This is a genomic window from Streptomyces ossamyceticus (assembly GCF_001418475.1).
Taxonomy (GTDB): domain Bacteria; phylum Actinomycetota; class Actinomycetes; order Streptomycetales; family Streptomycetaceae; genus Streptomyces; species Streptomyces ossamyceticus.
Genome location: NZ_LIQX01000252.1, coordinates 1 through 21,969 on the forward strand (window position 1 = coordinate 1; position 21,969 = coordinate 21,969).

22 protein-coding genes are annotated in these 21,969 nt (G+C 71.5%); 15 read left to right on the forward strand and 7 right to left on the reverse strand.

What is annotated here, in order from left to right; all coding sequences use genetic code 11:
* The 3 genes from AOK15_RS19535 to AOK15_RS19540 form a co-directional block, all read right to left on the reverse strand.
* Nucleotides 1-2,253: Tex family protein (locus tag AOK15_RS19535; protein ID WP_055518565.1), on the reverse strand; the 2,253-nt coding region annotated here is incomplete at its 3' end.
* Between the two features lie 297 nt (nt 2,254-2,550).
* Nucleotides 2,551-2,694, reverse strand: coding sequence for an LPFR motif small protein (locus tag AOK15_RS48330; RefSeq protein ID WP_169797823.1), 144 nt, complete (start codon nt 2,692-2,694; stop codon nt 2,551-2,553).
* Nucleotides 2,695-2,856: 162 nt separating this feature from the next.
* Nucleotides 2,857-3,726 (reverse strand): SCO6745 family protein, encoded by an 870-nt coding sequence (locus tag AOK15_RS19540; protein ID WP_055518567.1) that lies wholly within the window; start codon nt 3,724-3,726, stop codon nt 2,857-2,859.
* 194 nt (nt 3,727-3,920) lie between these two features.
* On the opposite strand from AOK15_RS19540, the gene AOK15_RS19545 reads away from it, so the two are divergent.
* Nucleotides 3,921-4,880, forward strand: coding sequence for a GlxA family transcriptional regulator (locus AOK15_RS19545; protein WP_055518569.1), 960 nt, complete (start codon nt 3,921-3,923; stop codon nt 4,878-4,880).
* A gap of 10 nt (nt 4,881-4,890) precedes the next feature.
* Complete coding sequence (locus AOK15_RS19550) at nt 4,891-5,526, forward strand: DJ-1/PfpI family protein (RefSeq protein ID WP_055518572.1); 636 nt, start codon at nt 4,891-4,893, stop codon at nt 5,524-5,526.
* Nucleotides 5,527-5,547: 21 nt separating this feature from the next.
* Here the strand turns inward: AOK15_RS19550 and AOK15_RS19555 are convergent, their stop codons facing one another.
* The gene (locus AOK15_RS19555; RefSeq protein ID WP_055518574.1) at nt 5,548-6,291 is read right to left on the reverse strand and encodes an enoyl-CoA hydratase/isomerase family protein; all 744 of its coding nucleotides are present in this window, start codon (nt 6,289-6,291) and stop codon (nt 5,548-5,550) included.
* 69 nt (nt 6,292-6,360) lie between these two features.
* On the opposite strand from AOK15_RS19555, the gene AOK15_RS19560 reads away from it, so the two are divergent.
* Entirely contained in the window at nt 6,361-7,065 is a 705-nt protein-coding gene (locus tag AOK15_RS19560) for an HdeD family acid-resistance protein (RefSeq protein ID WP_079058575.1), read from the forward strand.
* Between the two features lie 174 nt (nt 7,066-7,239).
* Nucleotides 7,240-7,749, forward strand: a complete 510-nt coding sequence (locus tag AOK15_RS19565; protein ID WP_055518599.1) for an ATP-binding protein — start codon at nt 7,240-7,242, stop codon at nt 7,747-7,749.
* A gap of 10 nt (nt 7,750-7,759) precedes the next feature.
* On the opposite strand, the gene idi is transcribed toward AOK15_RS19565, so the two are convergent.
* The 3 genes from idi to galE form a co-directional block, all read right to left on the reverse strand.
* Nucleotides 7,760-8,353, reverse strand: a complete 594-nt coding sequence (gene idi / locus AOK15_RS19570; RefSeq protein WP_055518602.1) for an isopentenyl-diphosphate Delta-isomerase — start codon at nt 8,351-8,353, stop codon at nt 7,760-7,762.
* 236 nt (nt 8,354-8,589) lie between these two features.
* Nucleotides 8,590-9,528 (reverse strand): cation diffusion facilitator family transporter, encoded by a 939-nt coding sequence (locus AOK15_RS19575; RefSeq protein WP_055518575.1) that lies wholly within the window; start codon nt 9,526-9,528, stop codon nt 8,590-8,592.
* 138 nt (nt 9,529-9,666) lie between these two features.
* Nucleotides 9,667-10,656, reverse strand: a complete 990-nt coding sequence (gene galE / locus AOK15_RS19580) for a UDP-glucose 4-epimerase GalE (RefSeq protein WP_055518576.1) — start codon at nt 10,654-10,656, stop codon at nt 9,667-9,669.
* Nucleotides 10,657-10,995: 339 nt separating this feature from the next.
* Between galE and AOK15_RS19585 the strand changes: the two genes are divergently transcribed.
* The 11 genes from AOK15_RS19585 to hpnE all read left to right on the forward strand — a co-directional run bounded on the left by AOK15_RS19585 (nt 10,996) and on the right by hpnE (nt 21,854).
* Nucleotides 10,996-12,801 carry a DUF5941 domain-containing protein gene (locus AOK15_RS19585; protein WP_055518578.1) on the forward strand — a complete coding sequence of 602 codons (1,806 nt, stop codon included), beginning with the start codon at nt 10,996-10,998 and terminating at the stop codon, nt 12,799-12,801.
* Nucleotides 12,798-13,550: a phosphocholine cytidylyltransferase family protein gene (locus tag AOK15_RS19590; protein ID WP_055518579.1), complete on the forward strand. Its 753-nt coding sequence runs from the start codon at nt 12,798-12,800 to the stop codon at nt 13,548-13,550. Before AOK15_RS19585 ends, AOK15_RS19590 begins: the two co-directional genes overlap by 4 nt.
* Complete coding sequence (locus AOK15_RS19595) at nt 13,538-14,602, forward strand: iron-containing alcohol dehydrogenase family protein (RefSeq protein ID WP_055518581.1); 1,065 nt, start codon at nt 13,538-13,540, stop codon at nt 14,600-14,602. Before AOK15_RS19590 ends, AOK15_RS19595 begins: the two co-directional genes overlap by 13 nt.
* A 28-nt stretch (nt 14,603-14,630) precedes the next feature.
* On the forward strand, nt 14,631-15,359 hold the full coding sequence (locus tag AOK15_RS19600; protein ID WP_055518583.1) for a CDP-alcohol phosphatidyltransferase family protein: 729 nt from the start codon (nt 14,631-14,633) through the stop codon (nt 15,357-15,359).
* A gap of 8 nt (nt 15,360-15,367) precedes the next feature.
* On the forward strand, nt 15,368-16,240 hold the full coding sequence (locus AOK15_RS19605; protein ID WP_420876932.1) for a glycosyltransferase family 2 protein: 873 nt from the start codon (nt 15,368-15,370) through the stop codon (nt 16,238-16,240).
* Between the two features lie 96 nt (nt 16,241-16,336).
* Nucleotides 16,337-17,266, forward strand: coding sequence for an ABC transporter permease (locus AOK15_RS19610; protein ID WP_055518587.1), 930 nt, complete (start codon nt 16,337-16,339; stop codon nt 17,264-17,266).
* The gene (locus AOK15_RS19615; RefSeq protein ID WP_055518588.1) at nt 17,259-18,035 is read left to right on the forward strand and encodes an ABC transporter ATP-binding protein; all 777 of its coding nucleotides are present in this window, start codon (nt 17,259-17,261) and stop codon (nt 18,033-18,035) included. Before AOK15_RS19610 ends, AOK15_RS19615 begins: the two co-directional genes overlap by 8 nt.
* Nucleotides 18,036-18,440: 405 nt before the next feature.
* Nucleotides 18,441-19,343: a squalene synthase HpnC gene (gene hpnC / locus AOK15_RS19620; RefSeq protein WP_055518590.1), complete on the forward strand. Its 903-nt coding sequence runs from the start codon at nt 18,441-18,443 to the stop codon at nt 19,341-19,343.
* Nucleotides 19,340-20,290 (forward strand): presqualene diphosphate synthase HpnD, encoded by a 951-nt coding sequence (gene hpnD / locus AOK15_RS19625; protein WP_055518592.1) that lies wholly within the window; start codon nt 19,340-19,342, stop codon nt 20,288-20,290. The genes hpnC and hpnD overlap by 4 nt, the downstream gene beginning before the upstream one ends.
* Nucleotides 20,290-20,430 (forward strand): DUF6380 family protein, encoded by a 141-nt coding sequence (locus AOK15_RS48830; protein ID WP_221227250.1) that lies wholly within the window; start codon nt 20,290-20,292, stop codon nt 20,428-20,430. Before hpnD ends, AOK15_RS48830 begins: the two co-directional genes overlap by 1 nt.
* Nucleotides 20,427-21,854 carry a hydroxysqualene dehydroxylase HpnE gene (hpnE, locus tag AOK15_RS19630; RefSeq protein WP_055518594.1) on the forward strand — a complete coding sequence of 476 codons (1,428 nt, stop codon included), beginning with the start codon at nt 20,427-20,429 and terminating at the stop codon, nt 21,852-21,854. Before AOK15_RS48830 ends, hpnE begins: the two co-directional genes overlap by 4 nt.
* Nucleotides 21,855-21,969: the final 115 nt, after the last annotated feature.

Below are 21,969 nucleotides of genomic sequence, written 5' to 3' on the forward strand. Positions count from 1 at the left end.
CTGCTGAGGCGCCCGGGCGCCCCGCTGCGGCCGCGCGCCCCCGCCGGTCTGGCCCTGCGGCGCTGCCTCGTCGTCCAGCCGCAGCGTCAGCGAGATCCGCTTGCGCGGAATGTCGACGTCGAGGACCTTCACCTTGACGATGTCGCCGGGCTTGACGACGTCCCGCGGGTCCTTCACGAACGTCTTGGACATCGCGGACACGTGCACGAGCCCGTCCTGGTGCACCCCGACGTCCACGAAGGCACCGAAGGCCGCCACGTTCGTCACGACCCCCTCCAGCACCATCCCGGAGACGAGGTCGGAGATCTTCTCGACGCCCTCCTTGAACGTGGCCGTCTTGAAGGCGGGCCGCGGGTCGCGCCCCGGCTTCTCCAGCTCCTTCAGGATGTCCGTCACGGTCGGCAGACCGAACGTCTCGTCCACGAAGTCGTTCGGCCTCAGCGACCGCAGCACGCCCGTGTTCCCGATCAGCGCCGCGACCTCGCTGCCCGCCGCCTTCACCATCCGCCGCACCACCGGGTACGCCTCCGGGTGCACGCTGGACGCGTCCAGCGGGTCGTCGCCGCCCCGGATCCGCAGGAAGCCCGCGCACTGCTCGTACGCCTTCGGACCGAGCCGCGCGACGCCCTTCAGCTGGGAACGGGACTGGAACGGACCGTTGGCGTCCCGGTGGGCCACGATGTTCTCGGCGAGCCCGGAGGAGATGCCGGACACCCGCGCGAGCAGCGGCGCGGAGGCCGTGTTCACGTCGACGCCGACGCCGTTCACACAGTCCTCGACGACCGCGTCCAGCGAGCGCGACAGCTTCACCTCGGACAGGTCGTGCTGGTACTGGCCGACGCCGATCGACTTCGGGTCGATCTTCACCAGCTCGGCGAGCGGGTCCTGCAGCCGCCGCGCGATCGAGACGGCACCGCGCAGCGAGACGTCCATCCCGGGCAGCTCCTGCGAGGCGAACGCCGACGCCGAGTACACCGACGCGCCCGCCTCGGACACCATCACCTTGGTGAGCTTCAGCTCCGGGTGCCGGGTGATCAGCTCACCGGCGAGCTTGTCGGTCTCGCGGGACGCCGTGCCGTTGCCGATGGCGACCAGTTCGACCGTGTGCTCCTTGGCGAGACGGGCCAGTTTGGCGATGGCCTCGTCCCACTTGTTGGCCGGAACGTGCGGGTAGATGACGTCGGTCGCGACCACCTTGCCCGTCGCGTCGACCACGGCGACCTTCACGCCCGTACGGAAACCGGGGTCGAGGCCCAGCGTCGCGCGGGTCCCGGCGGGGGCGGCGAGCAGCAGGTCGCGCAGGTTCGCCGCGAAGACGTTCACCGCCTCGTCCTCGGCGGCCGTGCGCAGCCGCAGCCGCAGGTCGATGCCGAGGTGCACGAGGACGCGGGTCCGCCACGCCCAGCGGACGGTGTCCTTGAGCCACTTGTCGGCAGGACGCCCGCGATCGGCGATCCCGAACTTGTGCGCGATGGTCCCCTCGTACGACGACGGGCCGTCCGTCGGCTCCTCCGGCTCCAGGACCAGGTCGAGGACGTCCTCCTTCTCGCCCCGCAGCATCGCGAGGATGCGGTGGGAGGGCAGTTCGGTGAACGGCTCCGCGAAGTCGAAGTAGTCGGCGAACTTGGCGCCCGCCTCCTCCTTGCCGTCCTTGACCTTGGCCGCCAGCCGGCCCCGCACCCACATGCGCTCGCGCAGTTCGCCGATCAGGTCGGCGTCCTCCGAGAACCGCTCGGTGAGGATGGCCCGCGCGCCGTCCAGCGCGGCCTGCGGGTCGGCGACGCCCTTGTCGGCGTCGACGAACGCCGCGGCGGCGGCCGTCGGCTCCACGGTCGGGTCGCCCAGCAGGCCCTCGGCGAGCGGTTCGAGCCCCGCCTCGCGGGCGATCTGCGCCTTGGTGCGCCGCTTCGGCTTGAACGGCAGGTAGATGTCCTCCAGCCGCGCCTTGGTCTCGGCGCCGCGGATCTGCGCCTCCACCTCGGGGGTCAGCTTGCCCTGCTCACGCACCGAGTCGAGGATCGCCGCTCGGCGGTCCTCCAGCTCGCGCAGATACCGCAACCGCTCCTCGATCGTGCGCAGCTGCGCGTCGTCGAGCATCTCGGTCGCTTCCTTGCGGTAGCGGGCGATGAAGGGAACGGTCGAACCGCCGTCGAGCAGTTCCACCGCGGCCTTCACCTGCCGCTCCCGTACGCCGAGTTCCTCGGCGATCCTGCCTTCGATGGACCCTACTTCGATGGATCCGGGTGTCGTCACGATCCCGTACCGCCTTCTCCACTGAGGTTGCGCGGCAATTGTGGCAGGTGACGCCGACAACGGGGGATCAGGGCGGCGCGCGCCGGTCACCGGACCGGACGGACCGGGGAACGGGGTCCGGGAGACCTGGGGAGCAGGATCCGGGCGGATCGGGCAACAGAACCCGGGCGGATCAGGGAGCGAGGTCCGGGCGGACCGGGGAGTGGGGTCCGGATGCCTCGGGAACGGGGTCCGGGCATGCCGGGAGCCGGACGCGGTGGTCGCGTCCGGCTCCCTCGGTCGGCGGCTCGGCCGGGGTCAGGCCCGACGGGCGCGTCCGGTGCGGCGCGTGGAGCTGGAGGCGCCGCCGAACAGCCGGGCAACGGCCCGGAACGGCAAGGTCACCACCGTGGCGATGGCCCCTCCGATCTGCCGCAACACATCTGCGATCGCACGGAACACGTACTTCCCCTTTCCTCTCCCGGCCGACCGGGCCGGGAAAGCACGGGTACCGCGTCCCGCTTCCTCCATGCGTGAACGGGGCAGGTCGGCCGGAGAGCGGGACCCCAGGCCGCCGACCTGTCCGTGTCCCGCAGGCCCGGCCGACGCGCCGCCCCGGCCCGGTCACTTCTTGCCGATCATCCCCTCCGGGAACGCCCCCGCCCCGACCATTGCCGGCACGATGCCGCCCAGCAGCTCGGTGAGGCGTTCCACGCCGGCCGCGCCCAGATGCTCGTACGGGGCCCGGTCGAGGCGGTCCGTCGCCGTCTCGATCTCCTCGCGCAGCGCGACGCCGGCCCGGGTCAACTCGCCCTCGCCGTCGACCAGTCCGCGCTCCTGGAGCCGCCCGCGGGCCGCCTCCCAGTCGGCCCGGGTCCAGCCGCGGGTGCCGAGCATCCACTTGGGGGACATGCCCTTGCCGGTGGCCGTGTGGCTGACCAGCGCCTCGACCGGGTCGAGCCCGGCACCGAGGAGGACCGTGAGGTGCCCGTCGCCCCGGTGCTCCCGCAGCAGCGTGGCCGCGTGCCACAGCGCCAGGTGCGGGCGCTCCGGCACCGGGAGGTCGGCGTGCGCGGCGTACAGCGGTCGCGCCGTCCGGACGCACGCCTCGGTGGCGCGCAGGGCCAGCTCCGCCGCCTCCGCGACCTCCTTGGAGCCGATCAGTTCCTCGCCGAGCAGCCGCCGCAGCGACGCGTCGACGACCCGCTCGCGGGCCGCCAGCACCACCGCGGGCGAGGCCGTCTCCCACACACCGGGCACATGCCGCGCCACCAGCTCGTGCCGGAAGTTGAAGAACGTCGCCGTCACCACCCCCGGTCCGACCGGGCCCATGGCGGCGGCTCGCACCGCGAAGTACGCGGCGCTCGGGTGCTCGACCCCCACGGCGCCCAGCTCCCGCCCGAGGTCCGGCGAGAAGTAGTGCGCGGAGTGGAACGGATTGAGCAGGTTGTGGCAGCGCCGCTCGGCGCGCTCCGGCAGGGAGGAAGAGGTCATGACCCGCAGGTTACCGACTGGTCGGTTCGCCGAATGGGGGAGGACCCACGTGCCCTTGCTCACCCTCCCGTCGCCCGAAGGCTCACCCTCGCGCCGTCCGATCGTTCACCGCGCGCCGCCGACCCGCGGCCGATGGCAGGAAAGGTGGGGTACTCGTCATTGCGGCCTTCGCCCGGGCTGCCAAGAATCGAGACATGCGCACAGTCCTGGTCGTCCTCTTCGACGGCGTGCAGAGCCTCGACGTCACGGGCCCCCTGGAGGTCTTCCAGGGCGGTGAGCTGCACGCCCCGGGGTCGTACCGCCTCCGCACGGCCTCCTTGGACGGCGCCGCGGTGCGCACGTCCAGCGGCCTCACCGTCGTCCCCGACCAGGCGCTGACGGCGTCGGCCACCCCGCACACCCTGCTCGTCCCCGGCGGCCGGGGCACCCGCGACCCCGCCCCCGACCTCGTCGCCTGGCTTCGGGAGCACGGCCCGCGCGCGGAGCGCCTGGTGTCGGTCTGCACCGGCGCGATCCTGCTCGCCGAGGCGGGCCTCCTGGACGGCCGCCGGGCGACGACCCACTGGGCGTACTGCGACAAGCTGGCCCGCGACCACCCGTCGGTGGAGGTCGACCCGGACCCCATCTACGTCCGCGACGGCCATGTGGCCACCTCCGCCGGGGTCACCGCGGGCATCGACCTGGCGCTGGCGCTCGTCGAGGAGGACCTCGGCCGCGAGGTCGCCCTCGGCATAGCCCGCCACCTGGTCGTCTTTCTGCGCCGCCCCGGCAACCAGGCCCAGTTCAGCGCCCAGCTCGCCGCGCAGACCGCGCGCCGGGAACCGCTCCGCGAGGTCCAGCAGTGGATCACCGAGCACCCCGGCGGCGATCTGAGCGTGGAGACGCTGGCCGCCCGCGCCCGCCTCTCACCCCGGCACTTCGCCCGCGCCTTCCAGGCCGAGACCGGCATGACTCCGGGCCGCTATGTCGACCGGGTCCGCCTCGAACACGCCCGCCGGCTGCTGGAGGACACCTCCGACGGCGTCGAGGAGATCTCGCGCGCCTGCGGCTACGGCACTCCCGAGGCCATGCGCCGGGCCTTCGTCAAGGCCCTCGGCACGGCCCCGGCGGAGTACCGCCGTCGTTTCCGGCCGGCTTCCGCCCCCACCCACTGAAGGGAACCCCATGCAGATCGCGATCGTCCTGTTCGACCGCTTCACCGCCCTCGACGCCGTCGGCCCCTACGAGACCCTCGGCCGTCTCCCCGACGCCGAACTGGTCTTCGTCGCAGAGCAGACCGGCCCTGTCCGCAGCGACACCGGCGCGCTCGCCCTCACGGCGGACAGGACACTCGCCGAGGTCCCGGCGCCGGACGTCGTCGTGGTGCCGGGCGGACCCGGCCAGTTCGCGCAGATGGAGAACGAGACCCTCTTCGCGTGGCTGCGCGCGGCCGACCGTACGAGCACCTGGACGACCTCCGTCTGCACCGGCTCCCTCATCCTGGCCGGAGCCGGCCTCCTGGAAGGCCGCCGGGCCACCTCGCACTGGCTGGCGCTGGACTTCCTCAAGCAGTACGGCGCCGAGCCGACGGGGGAGCGGGTCGTGTTCGACGGCAAGTACGTCACCGCGGCCGGGGTCTCCTCCGGCATCGACATGGGCCTCACCCTGATCGGCCGGATCGCGGGCGACGAGCACGCTCAGGCGGTCCAGCTGATGACCGAGTACGACCCGCAGCCGCCGTACGACGCGGGCGCCCCGCACAAGGCACCCGCCCACCTCGTGGAGGAGTTCCGCACCAACAGCCGCTTCGCCCTGATGTGACCCTCGGGTCTCCCCGGCCTCTCACACCGTCCAGGTGAACCGGGGCGCCCTGCGCTCCAGGAACGCGGCGACGCCCTCCGCGGCGTCGCCGCTGCCGCGCGCCTGCTCGGCCCAGTGGGCGTCCCGGTCGGTCCGTCCGTCGGCGAATTCCTTGGCCGCCGCCTGGGTCAGCCGGGAGCGCGAGACCAGCACCCGGGTGAACTCCGCGACCCGGTCGGCCAGCCCGCCCCCGGGCAGCACCTCGTCCACCAGCCCCGTACGCAGCGCCCGCTCGCTGTCGATCAACTCACCCGAGAACAGCAGGTACTTGGCGGTGCCGGGACCGACCAGTGACACCAGCCGCCGGGTGGAGGACGACGGATAGACGAGCCCCAGCTTCGCGGGCGTGATTCCGAACAGCGACCCCTCCTGCGCGAACCGGAGATCACAGGCCGCCGCGAGCTGCGACCCCCCGCCCACGCAGTGCCCCCGGATCGCCGCGAGCGTCGGCTTGGGGAAGGCCGCGAGCGCCTCCTCGGCCCGCAGCGCCAACCCCTGGGCCTCGCCCGGCGACTGCCGTAGCGTGGAGATGTCGGCCCCCGCACAGAACGTCCCGCCCTCCCCGGTCAGCACCAGTGCCCGTACGGAGGGGTCGGTGGCCAGCCGGTCGAGCAGCGGCGGCAGCGACCGCCACATCCCGGCCGTCATGGCGTTGCGCTTGGCCGGGTGGTGGATCACGACCGTCGCGACCCCGTCGGCGGTGGAATGCAGCAGTTGAGGGTCCATGCACCGGATGCTAGCCACCCCCCGCACCCATACGATCAAGAAGGGGCCCGAACGCGAGGGAGGCCCCGCATGCTCGGATCCAGGCACGCCAAGGACACGCACGCCTCACGTGGTACGCATCCCGCCGCGACCGGCAGGCGCACCGCCGGGGAGGCGGAGGCGGACACCGCCAAACTGGGCCGGGACTTCGGCTGGATCGCCGCACTCGGCGTGGTCCTGGTGATCGCGGGCGTCGTCGGACTGTGCTACGTCGGCCTCGCCACCCTGACCACCATGATCCTCTTCGGTTGGCTGCTGCTGATCGGCGGCGTGATCGGCCTGCTGCACGCGGTGCAGGCCCGCGGCACACACTTCTTCTGGCTCGGTGTCGTGGTCGCCGCGCTGAACATCGCCGCCGGCGTGGTGGTCCTGAAGACCCCGGAGGCGGGCGCGGAGGCGCTCACCATGTTCGCCGCGCTGCTGTTCCTCACCGGCGGGTTGTTCCGGTTGGTCGGCAGTCTCGTCGTCCGTGGCCCCCAGTTCGGCTGGACGCTGGTCCAGGGGGCGTTCGACCTGCTCCTCGGCATCCTGGTGCTCGCCACCTGGCCGAGCAGCAGCAAGTACGTCATCGGTACCTTCTTCTCGCTCGCCCTGCTCTTCGACGGTCTCGGGCTGATCGCCACCGGGTACGGCGGGCGACGCATCGTGGGCCTGGTCTCGGAGAAACTCACGGAGAGTCACCGGCCGACGGGCGGGAGGAGCGGGCGCGGCACCGAACCCGTACAACCCGAATAGTTCTGAAGGCGTCACGCACCCGGCAGAATCGTTCATTCCGCCTGGTCGTCCCGGACGATATCGGTCGGGAAAACGTCGATACGCGCTGACTTGTGTTCAGTCCTCCGTGGACGGCGCCGGGTCGCCAACACTTAACGTGTGGTGACAATCGAGCGCAAGGGCGGCGACCGGACCATGGACGACCGAGGGCGCGGGGGCGACCCACGCCCTGGAGTCGGAGGGCACGCTCCCGACGACCACAGGCCGCCGGTACCGCTGCCGTACGAAGGGGTCTGGCGGTTCACCGCGGCCGCCGTCGACGCCTCGGTGCCGCAGGCGCGGCGCGCCGTCCGAGACCTGCTGGCCCGTCAGGGCGTGCCGATCTCGGACGACCTCGTCCAGGGCTTACTGGTGATCGTCTCCGAGCTGGTGACCAACGCCGTCAAGCACGCGGCGGTGCTCTCGCCCACGCTCGCCGTCGAGGTCGGGGTCGGAGCGGAGTGGGTGCGTGTCGCGGTGGAGGACAACCACCCCTACCGCCCCACCGCCCTGGAGACCGACCACGGCCGGCTGGGCGGCAGGGGGCTGCTGTTGGTGCGGGAGATCACCAGGGAGGCCGGCGGGGTCTGCGATGTCGAGCACACCGCGAGCGGCGGCAAGGTGATCTGGGCCGCCCTGCCACTCAAACCCTCGCACCCCCTCTAGCGGAACGGGCTCACCAGCCCGCGGAGGGGCCCGTCAGCTCCCTGACCGCGGGGCGGGCCGCGTCCAGCACCGTCATGAACCAGGCCGAGAACGTGTCCTTGGCATGCCGCTCGGCGAGCTCCTGCGGGGTCACGAAGGCCGTGGCCCCGACTTCCTCCGGGTCCGGCCGCAGCGGGGACCGCACCAACCCCACGAAGAGATGGTTGAACTCCTGCTCCACCAGACCCGAGTCCGGGTCGGGGTGGTTGTAGCGGACCGTGCCCGCCTCGCCGAGCAGCGCCGGGGACACCCCGAGCTCCTCGTACGTCCGCCGCGCGGCCGCCGCGAACGGGGACTCGCCGGGGTAGGGGTGACCGCAGCAGGTGTTCGACCAGACTCCGGGGGAGTGGTACTTGCCGAGGGCGCGCTGCTGGAGCAGCAGCCGGCCCCGCTCGTCGAAGAGGAACACCGAGAACGCCCGGTGCAGCTGCCCGGGCGGCTGGTGAGCGGAGAGCTTCTCCGCCGTGCCGATCGTCGTGCCCTCCTCGTCGACCAGCTCCAGCAGGATCGCTTCCGTGGTGCTGTCCGGTGCGTCGTGCATCGCGGTGGCAGGTGTGATCGGCATGCCCATCCTTCGCTTCGTTCCTCGAGCCCCAAGTCTGCCGTAGGGAACCGGCACTCCTGGCACTTCACGCCAACCCGCATGTCCTACCCCTGCACCCCCGGCGGGGACACCCATGGATCGCGCGCCCCCTGGACGGCGTACCCGGATGCACGCACGAAGCGGGCCCCGCGCGTCATCGGTGGGGGCTCCGGGGCAGGGATCAGCGGCGTAAATCAGCGGCGTGGACGGTGGCGCGATCAGTGGCAGAGCTTCGCCTCGTGCTCCGCGTGTCCGCCGGGCTCCAGCTGGAACGTGCAGTGCTCGACATCGAAGTGGTCGCCGATGCAGCCCTGGAGCTCGTGGAGCATCTTCTCGTTGCCGATGGCGTCGAGCGTGTCGGAGTCGACCACGACATGAGCCGACAGGACCGGCATACCGGAGGTGATGGTCCAGGCGTGCAGGTCGTGGACGTCCTCGACGCCGGGCAGGGCGAGGATGTGGGCCCGCACCTCCGCCATGTCGACGTTCTTCGGCGCCGCCTCCAGCAGCACGTCCAGGGTCTCGCGCAGCAGCTTCACCGTGCGCGGCACGATCATCACGCCGATGATCAGCGAGGCGATCGGGTCGGCGGCCCGCCAGCCCGTGAGCAGGACGACCACGGCGGAGACGATCACCGCCAGTGAGCCGAGCGCGTCGGCGGCCACCTCAAGGAAGGCGCCCCGTACGTTCAGGCTCTCCTTCTGGCCTCGCATCAGCAGGGTCAGCGAGATCATGTTGGCGACCAGGCCGATCGCGCCGAACACGACGGTCAGTCCGCCCTGGGTCCCGACCGGTGTGATGAAACGCTGGATCGCCTCGAAGAGCACATAGCCGCCGACACCGAGCAACAGCAGGCAGTTGGCGAGGGCCGCGAGTATCTCCGCGCGGGCGTAACCAAAGGTGCGGTTGCCGCTCGGCGGGCGGTTGGCGAAGTGGATCGCGAGGAGCGCCATGCCGAGGCCCACCGCGTCCGTCGCCATGTGCGCCGCGTCCGCGACGAGCGCGAGGGAGTCGGCGAGGACTCCGCCGACGATCTCGACCACCATGACGGTGAGCGTGATCGACAGCGCGATCCGTAGCCTCCCGCGGTACGCCGCTGCCGCCGTACCACTGGTCGGCGCGTGATGCGCGTGCCCGTGATCGTGCCCAGCCCCCATGGAATCCGCCCTTCCGTGTCCGTGTGTCCGGCTCCGGGATCACAGTCAACTACGGGTGGGGGGTATACGGCAACGCGGCACTGAACACCGTTGTCATGTGCTCTGACCTGCGGAAACGATACGCAGGTCAGAGCGCTGTCATGATCGGGGACCCGGTCGGAGACCGCGGTGCAGGCACCAGCCCGCCCATGCCGACTCGACCATCTCGCGTACCCCGCGCCGCGCCGTCCAGCCCAGCTCCCGCTCGGCCAGCGCGGCCGAGGCGACGGCGCGCGGCGCGTCACCCGGGCGCCGGGGTTCGACGAGGGCGGGCCGGAGGTCGCCGGTCACCTCGCCGACGAGCGTGACCAGCTCGCGCACCGACACGCCCTCGCCCCGTCCGATGTTCACGGTCAGGTCGCCGGACGCGCCCTCCACGCCGAGCCGCCGGGTCGCGGCGAGATGCGCCTCCGCCAGATCGGCGACATGGATGTAGTCGCGGACGCAGGTGCCGTCCGGGGTCGGGTAGTCGTCCCCGAAGATGCGGGGAGCCTCCTCGCGGGTGAGGCGGTCGAAGACCATCGGGATCACGTTGAAGACCCCGGTGTCGGCGAGCGCGGGTTCGGCGGCGCCGGCCACGTTGAAGTAGCGCAGGCACACGGTGGCCATCCCGTGCGCCCGGCCCGCCGCGCGGACCAGCCACTCACCGGTGAGCTTCGTCTCGCCGTAGGGGCTCATCGGCGCGCAGGGGGTGTCCTCCGTGATGAGGTCCACATCCGGGTTGCCGTACACGGCGGCCGAGGAGGAGAACAGGAACCGCTTCACGCCCGCGCCCGCCGCCGCGTCCAGGAGCGTGGCCAGTCCGCCCACGTTCTCCTGGTAGTAGCGCGTCGGCTGGGCCACCGACTCGCCGACCTGCTTACGGGCCGCCAGGTGCACCACGCCGGTCACGGCGTGCTCGGCGAGGGTCCGCTTCAGGAGGTCGCCGTCCAGGGCCGAGCCGTGGACGAGCGGGATGCGGTCGGGGAGGCGGCCGGGGACGCCCGCCGAGAGGTCGTCGAGCGCGACCACCCGTTCTCCGGCGTCGGCCAGGGCCCTCGCCACGTGTGCGCCGATATATCCGGCTCCGCCTGTGATCAGCCAAGTCATGGGCACCTACCTTAGCCGGGTCCCCGGGATCACGTTGATGTTTTCTGTTGAGTGATGTTTGAATTTGTTGAAACTGGTGTGCCGGAGTGCGGGCTTCGCCGTATATCGCCTATGAGTCGATATGCGGACCGGAGTTTGTCGCGTGACCCCCGGATCCCCGATGATGATCGCGGCGGAGCCCAGCAGGCCCACTTGATCGGGCCGTGAACGGGCGGTGAATCCTCGTTTCCCTTCATCCGATAACCTCTGCCGACACGCCGCCGGGCCGTAGCGGGCCGAGGCGTCCCCACCACGCACATGCCCGGCGCGGTCGCGTCGGCACCCAGGGAGTGAGTTCGTCTGTCGACCGCCATCCTCACCGGTCAGCCGGTCCCCGGATCGTCGCTGGAGAGCGATCTGCGGTCGCTCGGCTTCGACGTGCGGGTCGCCTCCGACGCCGGTGACACCGAGACGCTCCTGGCCGCCGTTCCCGCCGGTCAGCGGGTCGCGATCGTCGACGCCCGGTTCGTGGGGCACGTGCACGCCTTGCGCCTCGGCCTCACCGACCCGCGCTTCGACGCCGCCGCCCTGCCCGGCGCCGTGACCGTGCGGCCCGCCGCCCGCCAGGCCCTCACCCGCGCGCTGGCCCGCGAGAACTCCGACGCGAGCGGCAGCACCGCCGTCGCCGTCGACAGCGTCGCCGACCGGGTGGTCGCCGCCCTCGACGCCGACGGCGTCGCCCTGCACCGGCCCGACCTCGGCACCCTGGTCGCCGTCGTCCCCACCGACCCGCAGACCCGCAACGAGGCCCGTCAGGCACTCGCCGCCGTCGACGACGAGGCCGTACGGCTGCGGACGGCCGTGAAGTCCCGCGACGGCTTCTTCACCACGCACTTCATCAGCCCCTACTCCCGCTACCTCGCCCGGTGGTGCGCCCGCCGCGGCCTCACCCCGAACCAGGTCACCACCGCCTCGCTGATCACCGCCCTGATCGCTGCGGGCTGCGCGGCCACCGGCACCCGCGGCGGATTCGTCGCCGCCGGCCTGCTCCTGATCTTCTCCTTCGTCCTGGACTGCACCGACGGCCAGCTGGCCCGCTACTCGCTGCAGTACTCGACCCTCGGCGCCTGGCTCGACGCCACCTTCGACCGCGCCAAGGAGTACGCCTACTACGCGGGCCTCGCCCTGGGAGCCGCCCGCGGCGGCGACGACGTATGGGCGCTCGCGCTCGGCGCGATGGTCCTCCAGAGCTGCCGCCACGTCGTCGACTTCTCCTTCAACGAGGCGAACCACGACGCCACCGCCAACACCAGTCCCACCGCCGCCCTCTCCGACAAGCTCGACAGCGTCGGCTGGACGGTGTGGGTGCGCCGGATGATCGTGCTGCCCATCGGCGAGCGCTGGGCCATGATCGCCGTCCTCACGGCGGTCACCACGCCCCGGATCACCTTCTACGCGCTGCTCATCGGCTGCGCGTTCGCCGCGACGTACACCACGGCGGGCCGCGTGCTGCGCTCGCTCACGCGCAAGGCCCAGCGCACGGACCGCGCGGCGCGGGCACTCGCGGACCTCGCGGACACCGGCCCGCTCGCCGAGGCGCTGGCACGGCTCCTGCCGGGCCCTGCGCGCAAGACGGCAGTGCTCAGCGCGGCCTTCGGAGCCGTGGCCGTGGTGACCGCCGCCTGGGTCTGGGGCCCTGGTTGGCAGCTTGTCGCCATGGCCGGCCTGTACGTCGGACTGTCGGCCGAGGCCGTCGAGCGCTCCCTCAAGGGCCCCCTCGACTGGCTGGTCCCCCCGTTCTTCCGCGCCGCCGAATACGGCACCGTTCTGCTCCTTGCCGCCAAGGCCGACGTGAACGGAGCCCTTCCCGCGGCTTTCGGGCTGGTGGCGGCCGTCGCCTACCATCACTACGACACGGTGTACCGCATCCGCGGTGACGCCGGCGCGCCGCCGCGGTGGCTGGTGCGGGTGATCGGCGGTCACGAAGGCAGGACGCTGCTGGTCACCGTCCTGGCCGCGCTGCTCGCGCCCACAGATTTCAAGGTCGCGCTCACGGTGCTCGCCGTGGCCGTGGCGCTCGTGGTGCTCCTCGAGAGCATCCGCTTCTGGGTGACCGCCCATAAAACCGGCGCACCCGCCGTACACGATGAAGGAGAACCCGCATGATCGGCCTCGTGCTGGCGGCCGGCGCCGGACGGCGTCTTCGCCCCTACACCGACACCCTCCCCAAGGCACTGGTGCCGGTCGGCCCCGAAGGCAACGAGGAGAGCCTCACCGTTCTCGACCTCACGCTCGGCAACTTCGCCGAGATCGGCCTGACCGAGGTCGCGATCATCGTCGGGTACCGCAAGGAGGCCGTCTACGAGCGCCGCGAGGCACTGGAGCAGAAGTACGGCCTGAAGATCACCCTGATCGACAACGACAAGGCCGAGGAGTGGAACAACGCCTACTCCCTGTGGTGCGGCCGTGACGCCATCAAGCACTCGGTGATCCTCGCCAACGGCGACACCGTGCACCCGGTCTCCGTCGAGAAGACCCTGCTCGCCGCGCGCGGCGGCGACAAGAAGATCATCCTCGCCCTCGACACGGTGAAGTCCCTCGCCGACGAGGAGATGAAGGTCGTCGTCGGCCCCGAGGGCGGCATGACGAAGATCACCAAGCTGATGGACCCGGCCGAGGCGACCGGTGAGTACATCGGCGTCACCCTCATCGAGGGCGAGGCCGCCGACGAGCTGGCCGACGCCCTGAAGACGGTCTTCGAGACGGACCCGCAGCAGTTCTACGAGCACGGCTACCAGGAGCTCGTGAACCGCGGCTTCCGCATCGACGTCGCGCCCATCGGTGACGTCAAGTGGGTCGAGATCGACAACCACGACGACCTCGCCAAGGGACGTGAGATCGCGTGCCAGTACTGACGAGGCTCATCCCCTCGCCGGTCGTCGTGGACATCCGTCCCGGCGCGCTCGATGACCTGGCGACGATTCTGTCGGACCAGCGCATCGCGCCGTCGGGCCGGCTGGCCTTCGCCATCAGCGCCGGCTCGGGCGCGGCGCTGCGCGACCGGTTCGCCCCCGCGTTTCCGGAGGCCGACTGGTTCTGCGACGCCGACGGCACCATCGACGGCGCGGTACGGCTCGCCGACTCGATCAAGAAGGGCGGTCACTACGACGCCGTGGTCGGGCTCGGCGGCGGCAAGGTCATCGACTGCGCCAAGTACGCCGCGGCCCGCGTGGGCCTGCCGCTGGTCGCCGTCGCCACCAACCTCGCCAACGACGGCCTGTGCTCCCCGGTCGCCACGCTCGACAACGACGCGGGCCGCGGCTCGTACGGTGTGCCGAACCCCATCGGGATCGTCATCGACCTCGATGTCATCCGTGAGGCCCCGGTGCGTTTCGTGCGGGCCGGCATCGGCGATGTGATCTGCAAGATCTCCGCCGTGGCCGACTGGGAACTGTCCAGCCGCGAGACCGGCGAGAAGGTCGACGGACTGGCCGCCGCGATGGCCCGCCAGGCCGCCGAGGCCGTGCTCCGCCACCCCGGCGGCATCGGCGACGACGACTTCCTGACGACCCTCTCCGAGTCCCTCGTGCTGTGCGGGATCTCCATGTCCGTGGCCGGCGACAGCCGTCCCGCCTCGGGCGCCTGCCACGAGATCAGCCACGCCTTCGACCTCAGCTTCCCCAAGCGCAACGCCCTCCACGGCGAGCAGTGCGGACTGGGCGGCGCCTTCGCCACGTTCCTGCGGGGCGACAAGGAGATCGCCGGGCAGATGAGCGAGGTCCTCAGGCACCACGGGCTGCCCGTCCTCCCGGAGGAGATCGGCTTCACCATCGACGAGTTCGTCAAGGTCGTGGAGTTCGCGCCGCAGACCCGGCCGGGCCGGTACACCATCCTCGAGCACCTCGAACTGAGCACCGAGCAGATCAAGGACGCATACGCCGACTATGCCAAAGCCATCGGTAGCTGAGCTCCGACCGGTCGTCCACCCCCCGGGTGTGAAGGACCGGCGGAGCGGTGAGCACTGGGCCGGCCGGCTCTACATGCGCGAAATCTCCCTGCGCATGGACCGGCACCTGGTGAACACCCGGGTCACGCCCAACCAGCTGACCTACCTGATGACCGTCTTCGGCGTCCTCGCCGCCCCGGCGCTGCTCGTCCCGGGCATCTGGGGCGCCGTCCTCGGTGTGCTGATGGTCCAGCTGTACCTGCTGTTCGACTGCGTCGACGGGGAGATCGCCCGCTGGCGCAAGCAGTACTCGATCGCCGGCGTCTACGTCGACCGGGTCGGCGCGTACCTGTGCGACGCGGCCGTGCTCGTCGGCTTCGGTCTGCGCGCCGCCGACCTGTGGGGCACCGGCCGGATCGACTGGCTGTGGGCCTTCCTCGGCACCCTCGCCGCCCTCGGCGCCATCCTGATCAAGGCGGAGACCGACCTCGTCGGGGTCGCCCGGCACCAGACCGGGAAGCCGCCGGTCCAGGAGTCGGCCTCGGTGCCCCGCTCCTCCGGCATGGCACTGGCCCGCCGGGCCGCCGCCGCGCTCAAGTTCCACCGGCTGATCCTCGGGGTCGAGGCGTCCCTGCTGGTCCTGGTCCTCGCGATCGTCGACCAGGTCCGGGGCGACCTCTTCTACTCCCGGCTCGGCGTCGCCGTCCTCGCGGGCATCGCCCTGCTGCAGACCCTGCTGCACCTGGTGTCCATCCTCGCCTCCAGCAGGCTGAAGTGAGCGGCGGCATGAAGGTCGGCGCGGTCATCATCACCATGGGCAACCGCCCCGACGAACTCCGCGCCCTCCTCGACTCGGTCGCCAAGCAGGAGGGCGACCGGGTCGAGGTGGTCGTCGTCGGCAACGGCTCACCCGTCCCCGACGTCCCCGAGGGCGTCAGGACGGTCGAGCTGCCCGAGAACCTCGGCATCCCCGGCGGCCGCAACGTCGGCATCGAGGCGTTCGGCCCCGGCGGCCGGGACGTCGACGTCCTCCTCTTCCTGGACGACGACGGTCTGCTCGCCCACCACGACACCGCCGAACTGTGCCGCGACGCCTTCGAGGCCGACCCCCGGCTCGGCATCATCAGCTTCCGCATCGCCGACCCCGAGACCGGCGAGACCCAGCGGCGCCATGTGCCCCGGCTGCGCACCTCCGACCCGATGCGCTCCTCCCGGGTCACCACGTTCCTCGGCGGCGCCAACGCCGTACGCACCCGGGTCTTCGCCGAAGTCGGCGGGCTCCCGGACGAGTTCTTCTACGCACACGAGGAAACCGACCTGGCATGGCGGGCCCTCGACGCGGGCTGGATGATCGACTACCGGTCCGACATGGTGCTGTACCACCCCACGACCGCGCCCTCCCGGCACGCGGTCTACCACCGCATGGTCGCCCGCAACCGCGTCTGGCTCGCCCGCCGCAACCTGCCCGCGCTGCTCGTCCCCGTCTACCTGGGCGTCTGGCTGCTGCTGACGCTGCTCCGCAAGCCCTCGGGCCCGGCGTTGAAGGCCTGGTTCGGCGGTTTCAAGGAAGGCTGGGTCAGCTCCTGCGGTGCCCGTCGGCCCATGAAGTGGCGTACGGTGTGGCGCCTGACCCGACTGGGACGACCTCCCGTCATCTGACAAGCTCGATATCTGAGAGCATGCGGCGGTACCCGGTCCCAGGTTTCCGCCTCGGCCCGACCAGGCTGCGCACTTTGAGGACGAAAGTATCCATTTGTGAGTGAGACAACGCATGACGGCAGGCTCGCGGTGAGCGACCGCCCGTCGCCCGACGACGGGATCTCCGCGGCGGAACTGGCCGCCAAGTACGGGCTGTCCGTGAGCGGTGCCCGGCCCGGACTCGCCGAGTACGTCCGCCAGATGTGGGGGCGGCGTCACTTCATCCTCGCCTTCTCCCAGGCGAAGCTCACCGCGCAGTACAGCCAGGCCAAGCTCGGCCAGCTGTGGCAGGTGGCCACCCCGCTGCTGAACGCGCTGGTGTACTTCCTGATCTTCGGCCTGATCCTCGACGCCGACAAGGGCATGCCACGCGAGGTCTACATCCCGTTCCTGGTCACGGGTGTGTTCGTGTTCACCTTCACCCAGAGCTCGGTGATGGCGGGCGTCCGCGCGATCTCCGGCAATCTGGGCCTGGTGCGGGCGCTGCACTTCCCGCGGGCCTCGCTGCCCATCTCCTTCGCGCTCCAGCAGCTCCAGCAGCTTCTGTTCTCGATGATCGTGCTGTTCGTCGTGGCGGTCGCCTTCGGCAGCTACCCCTCGCTGTCCTGGCTGCTGATCCTCCCGGTGCTGGCGCTCCAGTTCTGCTTCAATACCGGCCTGGCCCTCGTTTTCGCCCGGATGGGAGCCAAGACCCCCGACCTCGCCCAGCTGATGCCGTTCGTGATGCGGACCTGGATGTACGCCTCCGGCGTCATGTTCTCCATCCCGGTGATGCTCGCCGACCACCCCAAGTGGATCGCCGACGTCCTCCAGTGGAACCCGGCCGCCATCTACATGGACCTGATGCGCTTCGCGCTCATCGACGGCTACGGCTCCGAGAACCTGCCCCCGCACGTGTGGGCGGTCGCGGGCGGCTGGGCCGCGCTGGTCGCGCTCGGCGGCTTCGTGTACTTCTGGAAGGCGGAGGAGAGGTACGGCCGTGGCTGAGACCCGCATCCCCACTGTCATCGCGGACGAGCTGCACATCGTCTACCGCGTCAACGGCGCCAAGACCGGCAAGGGCAGTGCGACGGCCGCCCTGAGTCGGATACTCAAGAGAGGCTCCGACGACGCGGCGCGGGGCGTGCGCAAGGTGCACGCCGTCAAGGGCGTCTCCTTCATCGCCTACCGGGGCGAGGCCATCGGCCTCATCGGTTCCAACGGCTCCGGCAAGTCCACCCTGCTGCGCGCCATCGCCGGCCTGCTCCCCGCGGAGAAGGGCAAGGTCTACACCGACGGCCAGCCCTCCCTCCTCGGCGTCAACGCCGCCCTGATGAACGACCTCACGGGCGAACGGAACGTCATATTGGGCGGCCTCGCGATGGGCATGTCCCGCGAGCAGATCAAGGAGCGCTACCAGGACATCGTCGACTTCTCGGGCATCAACGAGAAGGGCGACTTCATCACCCTGCCGATGCGCACCTACTCCTCCGGCATGGCGGCGCGACTGCGCTTCTCCATCGCGGCGGCCAAGGACCACGACGTCCTGATGATCGACGAGGCCCTCGCCACCGGTGACCGCAAGTTCCAGAAGCGCTCCGAGGCCCGCATCCGCGAGCTGCGCAAGGAGGCCGGCACGGTCTTCCTCGTCAGCCACAACAACAAGTCGATCCGGGACACCTGCGATCGGGTCCTGTGGCTGGAACGCGGCGAGCTGCGCATGGACGGACCGACCGAAGAGGTCCTGAAGGAGTACGAGACGTTCACGGGCAAGTAGTCCGCCTCCGCCCGGGCCCCACCGGAACTGCTCCGGTGGGGCCCGGCGTCTGCGGAGGAGAGGGAGACGCGGCGTCCGCAAAGGAACCGCCAACTCCGGCAAGGAACAGTCAACTCCGGCCACCCGTAGGAATCTTGGGGGTAATCGGTGCGTTCTTGTGATGCGCAGGACACCCCGCCGGAGCATGGTGCGTTGTAGAACGTAAGCTGTACCGGTGCCGAATCGCGGCAAGTGGGTCCATAATGCGCGACACCCGGCATCCGCCGCACACGCTGACGATTGGGCGGCGTGTCCGAAATAGTGCGTCTTGGGTCGGCAGTGTAGAACGGGAGATGTGACGGCCATGGCTACGGAAACTCCCCAGCTCAACGACGCTTCCGCCGTCCCCGCGCCGGGTGACGAGCGGTGACCGAAAGCGGGACGGCGCGCACCGGCGATCCGGAGCGCGACACCCTCGACAAGGCCGCGGCCGAGAACTTCCCCGTCGCGCCGTTCTTCCTGCCCCGGGCCTGGCGCGACGATCTGACGGCCCTCTACGGCTTCGCCCGCCTCGTCGACGACATCGGCGACGGCGACCTCGCCCCCGGCGGCGCCGACGCCCGCCTCCTGGGCGTCCCCCCGCGGGACGCCGACGACCGGCTCCTCCTTCTCGACGCCTTCGAGGCCGACCTCCGCAAGGTCTTCGACGCCACCCCCGGCCACCCCTTGCTCCGCACCCTGCAGCGCACGGTCCGCCGCCACCGCCTCGGCCCCGGACCCTTCCTCGACCTGATCGCGGCCAACCGTCAGGACCAGCTCGTCACGCGCTACGAGACCTACGACGACCTGCTCGCCTACTGTGCGCTGTCCGCGAACCCCGTGGGCCGCCTGGTGCTCGCCGTCACCGGCACGACCACCCCCGAGCGGATCCGCCTCTCCGACGCGATCTGCACCGCGCTGCAGCTCGTCGAGCACCTCCAGGACGTGGCCGAGGACCTCCGCCGCGACCGCGTCTACCTGCCCGCCGAGGACCTGAAGCGCTTCCACGTCCAGGAGGCGGACCTCGCCGCGCCCACCGCGGGCGCGTCGGTGCGCGCCCTGATCGCCTACGAGGCGGAACGTGCCCGCACCCTCCTGGACGAGGGCGCACCGCTGGTGGGCAGCGTTCACGGCAGGCTGAGGCTGCTCCTCGCGGGATTCGTGGCCGGAGGACGGGCCGCCCTCCACGCGATCGCCGCCGTCGAACACGACGTACTTCCCGGCCCACCCAAGCCCGGCAGGCTCCGGTTGCTGCGGGACATGGGCGCGACCCTGCGAGGAGAGAGGTGATCGGGACCGTGGAGTCGGAACCACACGCGTCCGCGCCGGTACTCGCCGCCTACAGCTACTGCGAGGCCGTCACCGGACAGCAGGCCCGCAACTTCGCCTACGGCATCCGGTTGCTGCCGACGCCCAAGCGCCGCGCCATGTCCGCGCTGTACGCCTTCTCGCGGCGCGTCGACGACATCGGCGACGGCGCCCTCGCGGCCGAGGTCAAGACGGCCCGGCTGGAGGAGACCCGGTCGCTGCTCGCCCGGATCCGCGCGGGCACGGTCGACGAGGACGACACCGACCCCGTGGTCGTGGCCCTCGCCCACACCGCGGGCCGCTTCCCCGTCCCGCTCGACGCCCTCGACGAACTCATCGACGGCGTCCTCATGGACGTACACGGCGAGACCTACGAGACCTGGGACGATCTGAAGGTCTACTGCCGCTGTGTTGCCGGCGCCATCGGCCGCCTCTCCCTCGGTGTCTTCGGCACCGAACCCGCGGCACGCGGAGCGGAGCGCGCACCCGAGTACGCCGACACCCTCGGCCTCGCCCTGCAACTCACCAACATCCTCAGGGACGTTCGCGAGGACGCCCAGGGCGGCAGAACCTATCTGCCCGGCGACGACCTCGCGAAATTCGGCTGCTCGGCGGGGTTCGCCGGGACGCTCCCGCCGGCCGACTCCGACTTCGCGGGTCTGGTGCACTTCGAGGTGCGCCGGGCCCGCGCCCTCTTCGCCGAGGGCTACCGCCTGCTGCCGATGCTGGACCGGCGCAGCGGAGCCTGCGTCGCCGCCATGGCGGGCATCTACCGGCGGCTGCTCGACCGCATCGAGCGCGAGCCGGAGGCCGTGCTGCGCGGCCGGGTCTCGCTGCCCGGACGCGAGAAGGCCTATGTCGCCGTACGCGGACTGTCCGGTCTGGACACCCGCCATGCGTCCCGGCGTACCGTCAGGAGGCGCGTCTGATGGACAATCTGGACCAACGCGACCCCATCAGGGACAAGTGGTACGCAACCCTCCGCGTCGCGGGGGCGTCCCTGACTGCGACGGCCTGCCGCGGACCGATCCCTCGCCCCGGCGGACCGGCAGGGGAGGGTGCGCGATGACCGAAGCGGCACGGCCCGGAGGAACGCCGGGCGAGAACCGTACCGGCCGGCCCGGCAGCACCGCCGTGGTGGTCGGCGGGGGACTGGCGGGCGTCACCACCGCCCTCGCCCTCGCCGACGCCGGTGTCCGGGTCACCCTGCTGGAAGGACGCCCCCGCCTCGGCGGACTGGCCTTCTCCTTCCAGCGCGGCACCCTCACCGTCGACAACGGACAGCATGTGTATCTGCGCTGCTGCACCGCCTACCGCCGGTTCCTCGACCGGATCGACGCCGCCGCGCTGGCCCCGCTGCAGAATCGTCTCGACGTGCCCGTGCTCGACGCGGCGGGTAGGCCCGGCCGGCGGCTCGGCCGACTGCGGCGCGACGCGCTGCCCGTGCCCCTGCACCTCGGGCGCAGCCTGGCCACCTATCCGCACCTCTCGCTCGCCGAGCGCGCCAGGGTGGGGCGGGCCGCGCTGGCGCTCAAGGCGCTCGACCTCGACGACCCCGCGCTGGACGAGCGGGACTTCGCCGGCTGGCTCGCCGCGCACGGCCAGTCCGCGCGTGCCGTCGAGGCGCTCTGGGACCTCGTGGGCGTCGCCACCCTCAACGCCGTGGCCAGGGACGCCTCCCTCGGGCTGGCCGCGATGGTCTTCAGGACGGGGCTGCTGTCCGACCCCGGCGCGGCCGACATCGGCTGGTCCCACGTCCCGCTGGGCGAACTCCACGACCGGCTGGCCCGCAAGGCCCTCGACTCGGCGGGCGTCCGTACCGAACTGCGGACCCGCGTCACCTCCGTCCGCGCCGCCGAGGGCGGCGGCTGGCGCGTCGAGGTGCCCGGCGAGAGCCTGGACGCCGACGCGGTCGTCCTCGCCGTACCGCAGCGCGAGGCGTACGACCTGCTCCCGCCGGGCGCGCTCGACCGGCCCGAGCGGCTGCTGGAGATCGGCACCGCGCCGATCCTCAACGTCCATGTGGTGTACGACCGCCAGGTGCTGAGCCGCCCGTTCTTCGCGGCGCTCGGCTCGCCCGTCCAGTGGGTCTTCGACCGGACCGAGGCGTCCGGGCTGAGCGAGGGCCAGTACCTGGCCCTGTCGCAGTCGGCCGCGCACCAGGAGATCGACGAGCCCGTGGCCGTGCTCCGCGAGCGCTACCTGCCCGAGCTGGAGCGGCTGCTGCCCGGCGCCCGCGGCGCGCGGGTGAAGGACTTCTTCGTGACCCGGGAGCGCACCGCGACCTTCGCTCCCACCCCCGGCGTCGGACGGCTCAGGCCCGGCGCCCGCACCAAGGCACCCGGCCTGTACCTGGCCGGAGCGTGGACCGCCACCGGGTGGCCCGCGACCATGGAGAGTGCGGTCCGCAGTGGCGTGAGCGCGGCGGACGCCGCGCTCGCCGCCCTGGGCCGGCCCCGGGACCACCTCTTCGTCCACGAGGAGGCGGCGTGACGCTCGAAGCGCATCCGAACGGTTCCCGCACTCTCGGCACCGCAACTAGAGGAGAGACTGTGCCCACTGTGCCCCCGGCCGCGACGGCAGCCGACGCGGCCGGGGGCACAGTGGG

Coding starts and splice junctions, on each gene's coding strand:
- AOK15_RS19540 (WP_055518567.1), bottom strand. CDS start 3,726: ATGACCTCTTCCTCCCTGCCGGAGCGCGCCGAGCGGCGCTGCCACAAC.
- AOK15_RS19545 (WP_055518569.1), top strand. CDS start 3,921: ATGCGCACAGTCCTGGTCGTCCTCTTCGACGGCGTGCAGAGCCTCGAC.
- AOK15_RS19550 (WP_055518572.1), top strand. CDS start 4,891: ATGCAGATCGCGATCGTCCTGTTCGACCGCTTCACCGCCCTCGACGCC.
- AOK15_RS19555 (WP_055518574.1), bottom strand. CDS start 6,291: ATGGACCCTCAACTGCTGCATTCCACCGCCGACGGGGTCGCGACGGTC.
- AOK15_RS19560 (WP_079058575.1), top strand. CDS start 6,361: ATGCTCGGATCCAGGCACGCCAAGGACACGCACGCCTCACGTGGTACG.
- AOK15_RS19565 (WP_055518599.1), top strand. CDS start 7,240: ATGGACGACCGAGGGCGCGGGGGCGACCCACGCCCTGGAGTCGGAGGG.
- idi (WP_055518602.1), bottom strand. CDS start 8,353: ATGCCGATCACACCTGCCACCGCGATGCACGACGCACCGGACAGCACC.
- AOK15_RS19575 (WP_055518575.1), bottom strand. CDS start 9,528: ATGGGGGCTGGGCACGATCACGGGCACGCGCATCACGCGCCGACCAGT.
- galE (WP_055518576.1), bottom strand. CDS start 10,656: ATGACTTGGCTGATCACAGGCGGAGCCGGATATATCGGCGCACACGTG.
- AOK15_RS19590 (WP_055518579.1), top strand. CDS start 12,798: ATGATCGGCCTCGTGCTGGCGGCCGGCGCCGGACGGCGTCTTCGCCCC.
- AOK15_RS19605 (WP_420876932.1), top strand. CDS start 15,368: ATGAAGGTCGGCGCGGTCATCATCACCATGGGCAACCGCCCCGACGAA.
- AOK15_RS48830 (WP_221227250.1), top strand. CDS start 20,290: ATGGACAATCTGGACCAACGCGACCCCATCAGGGACAAGTGGTACGCA.
- hpnE (WP_055518594.1), top strand. CDS start 20,427: ATGACCGAAGCGGCACGGCCCGGAGGAACGCCGGGCGAGAACCGTACC.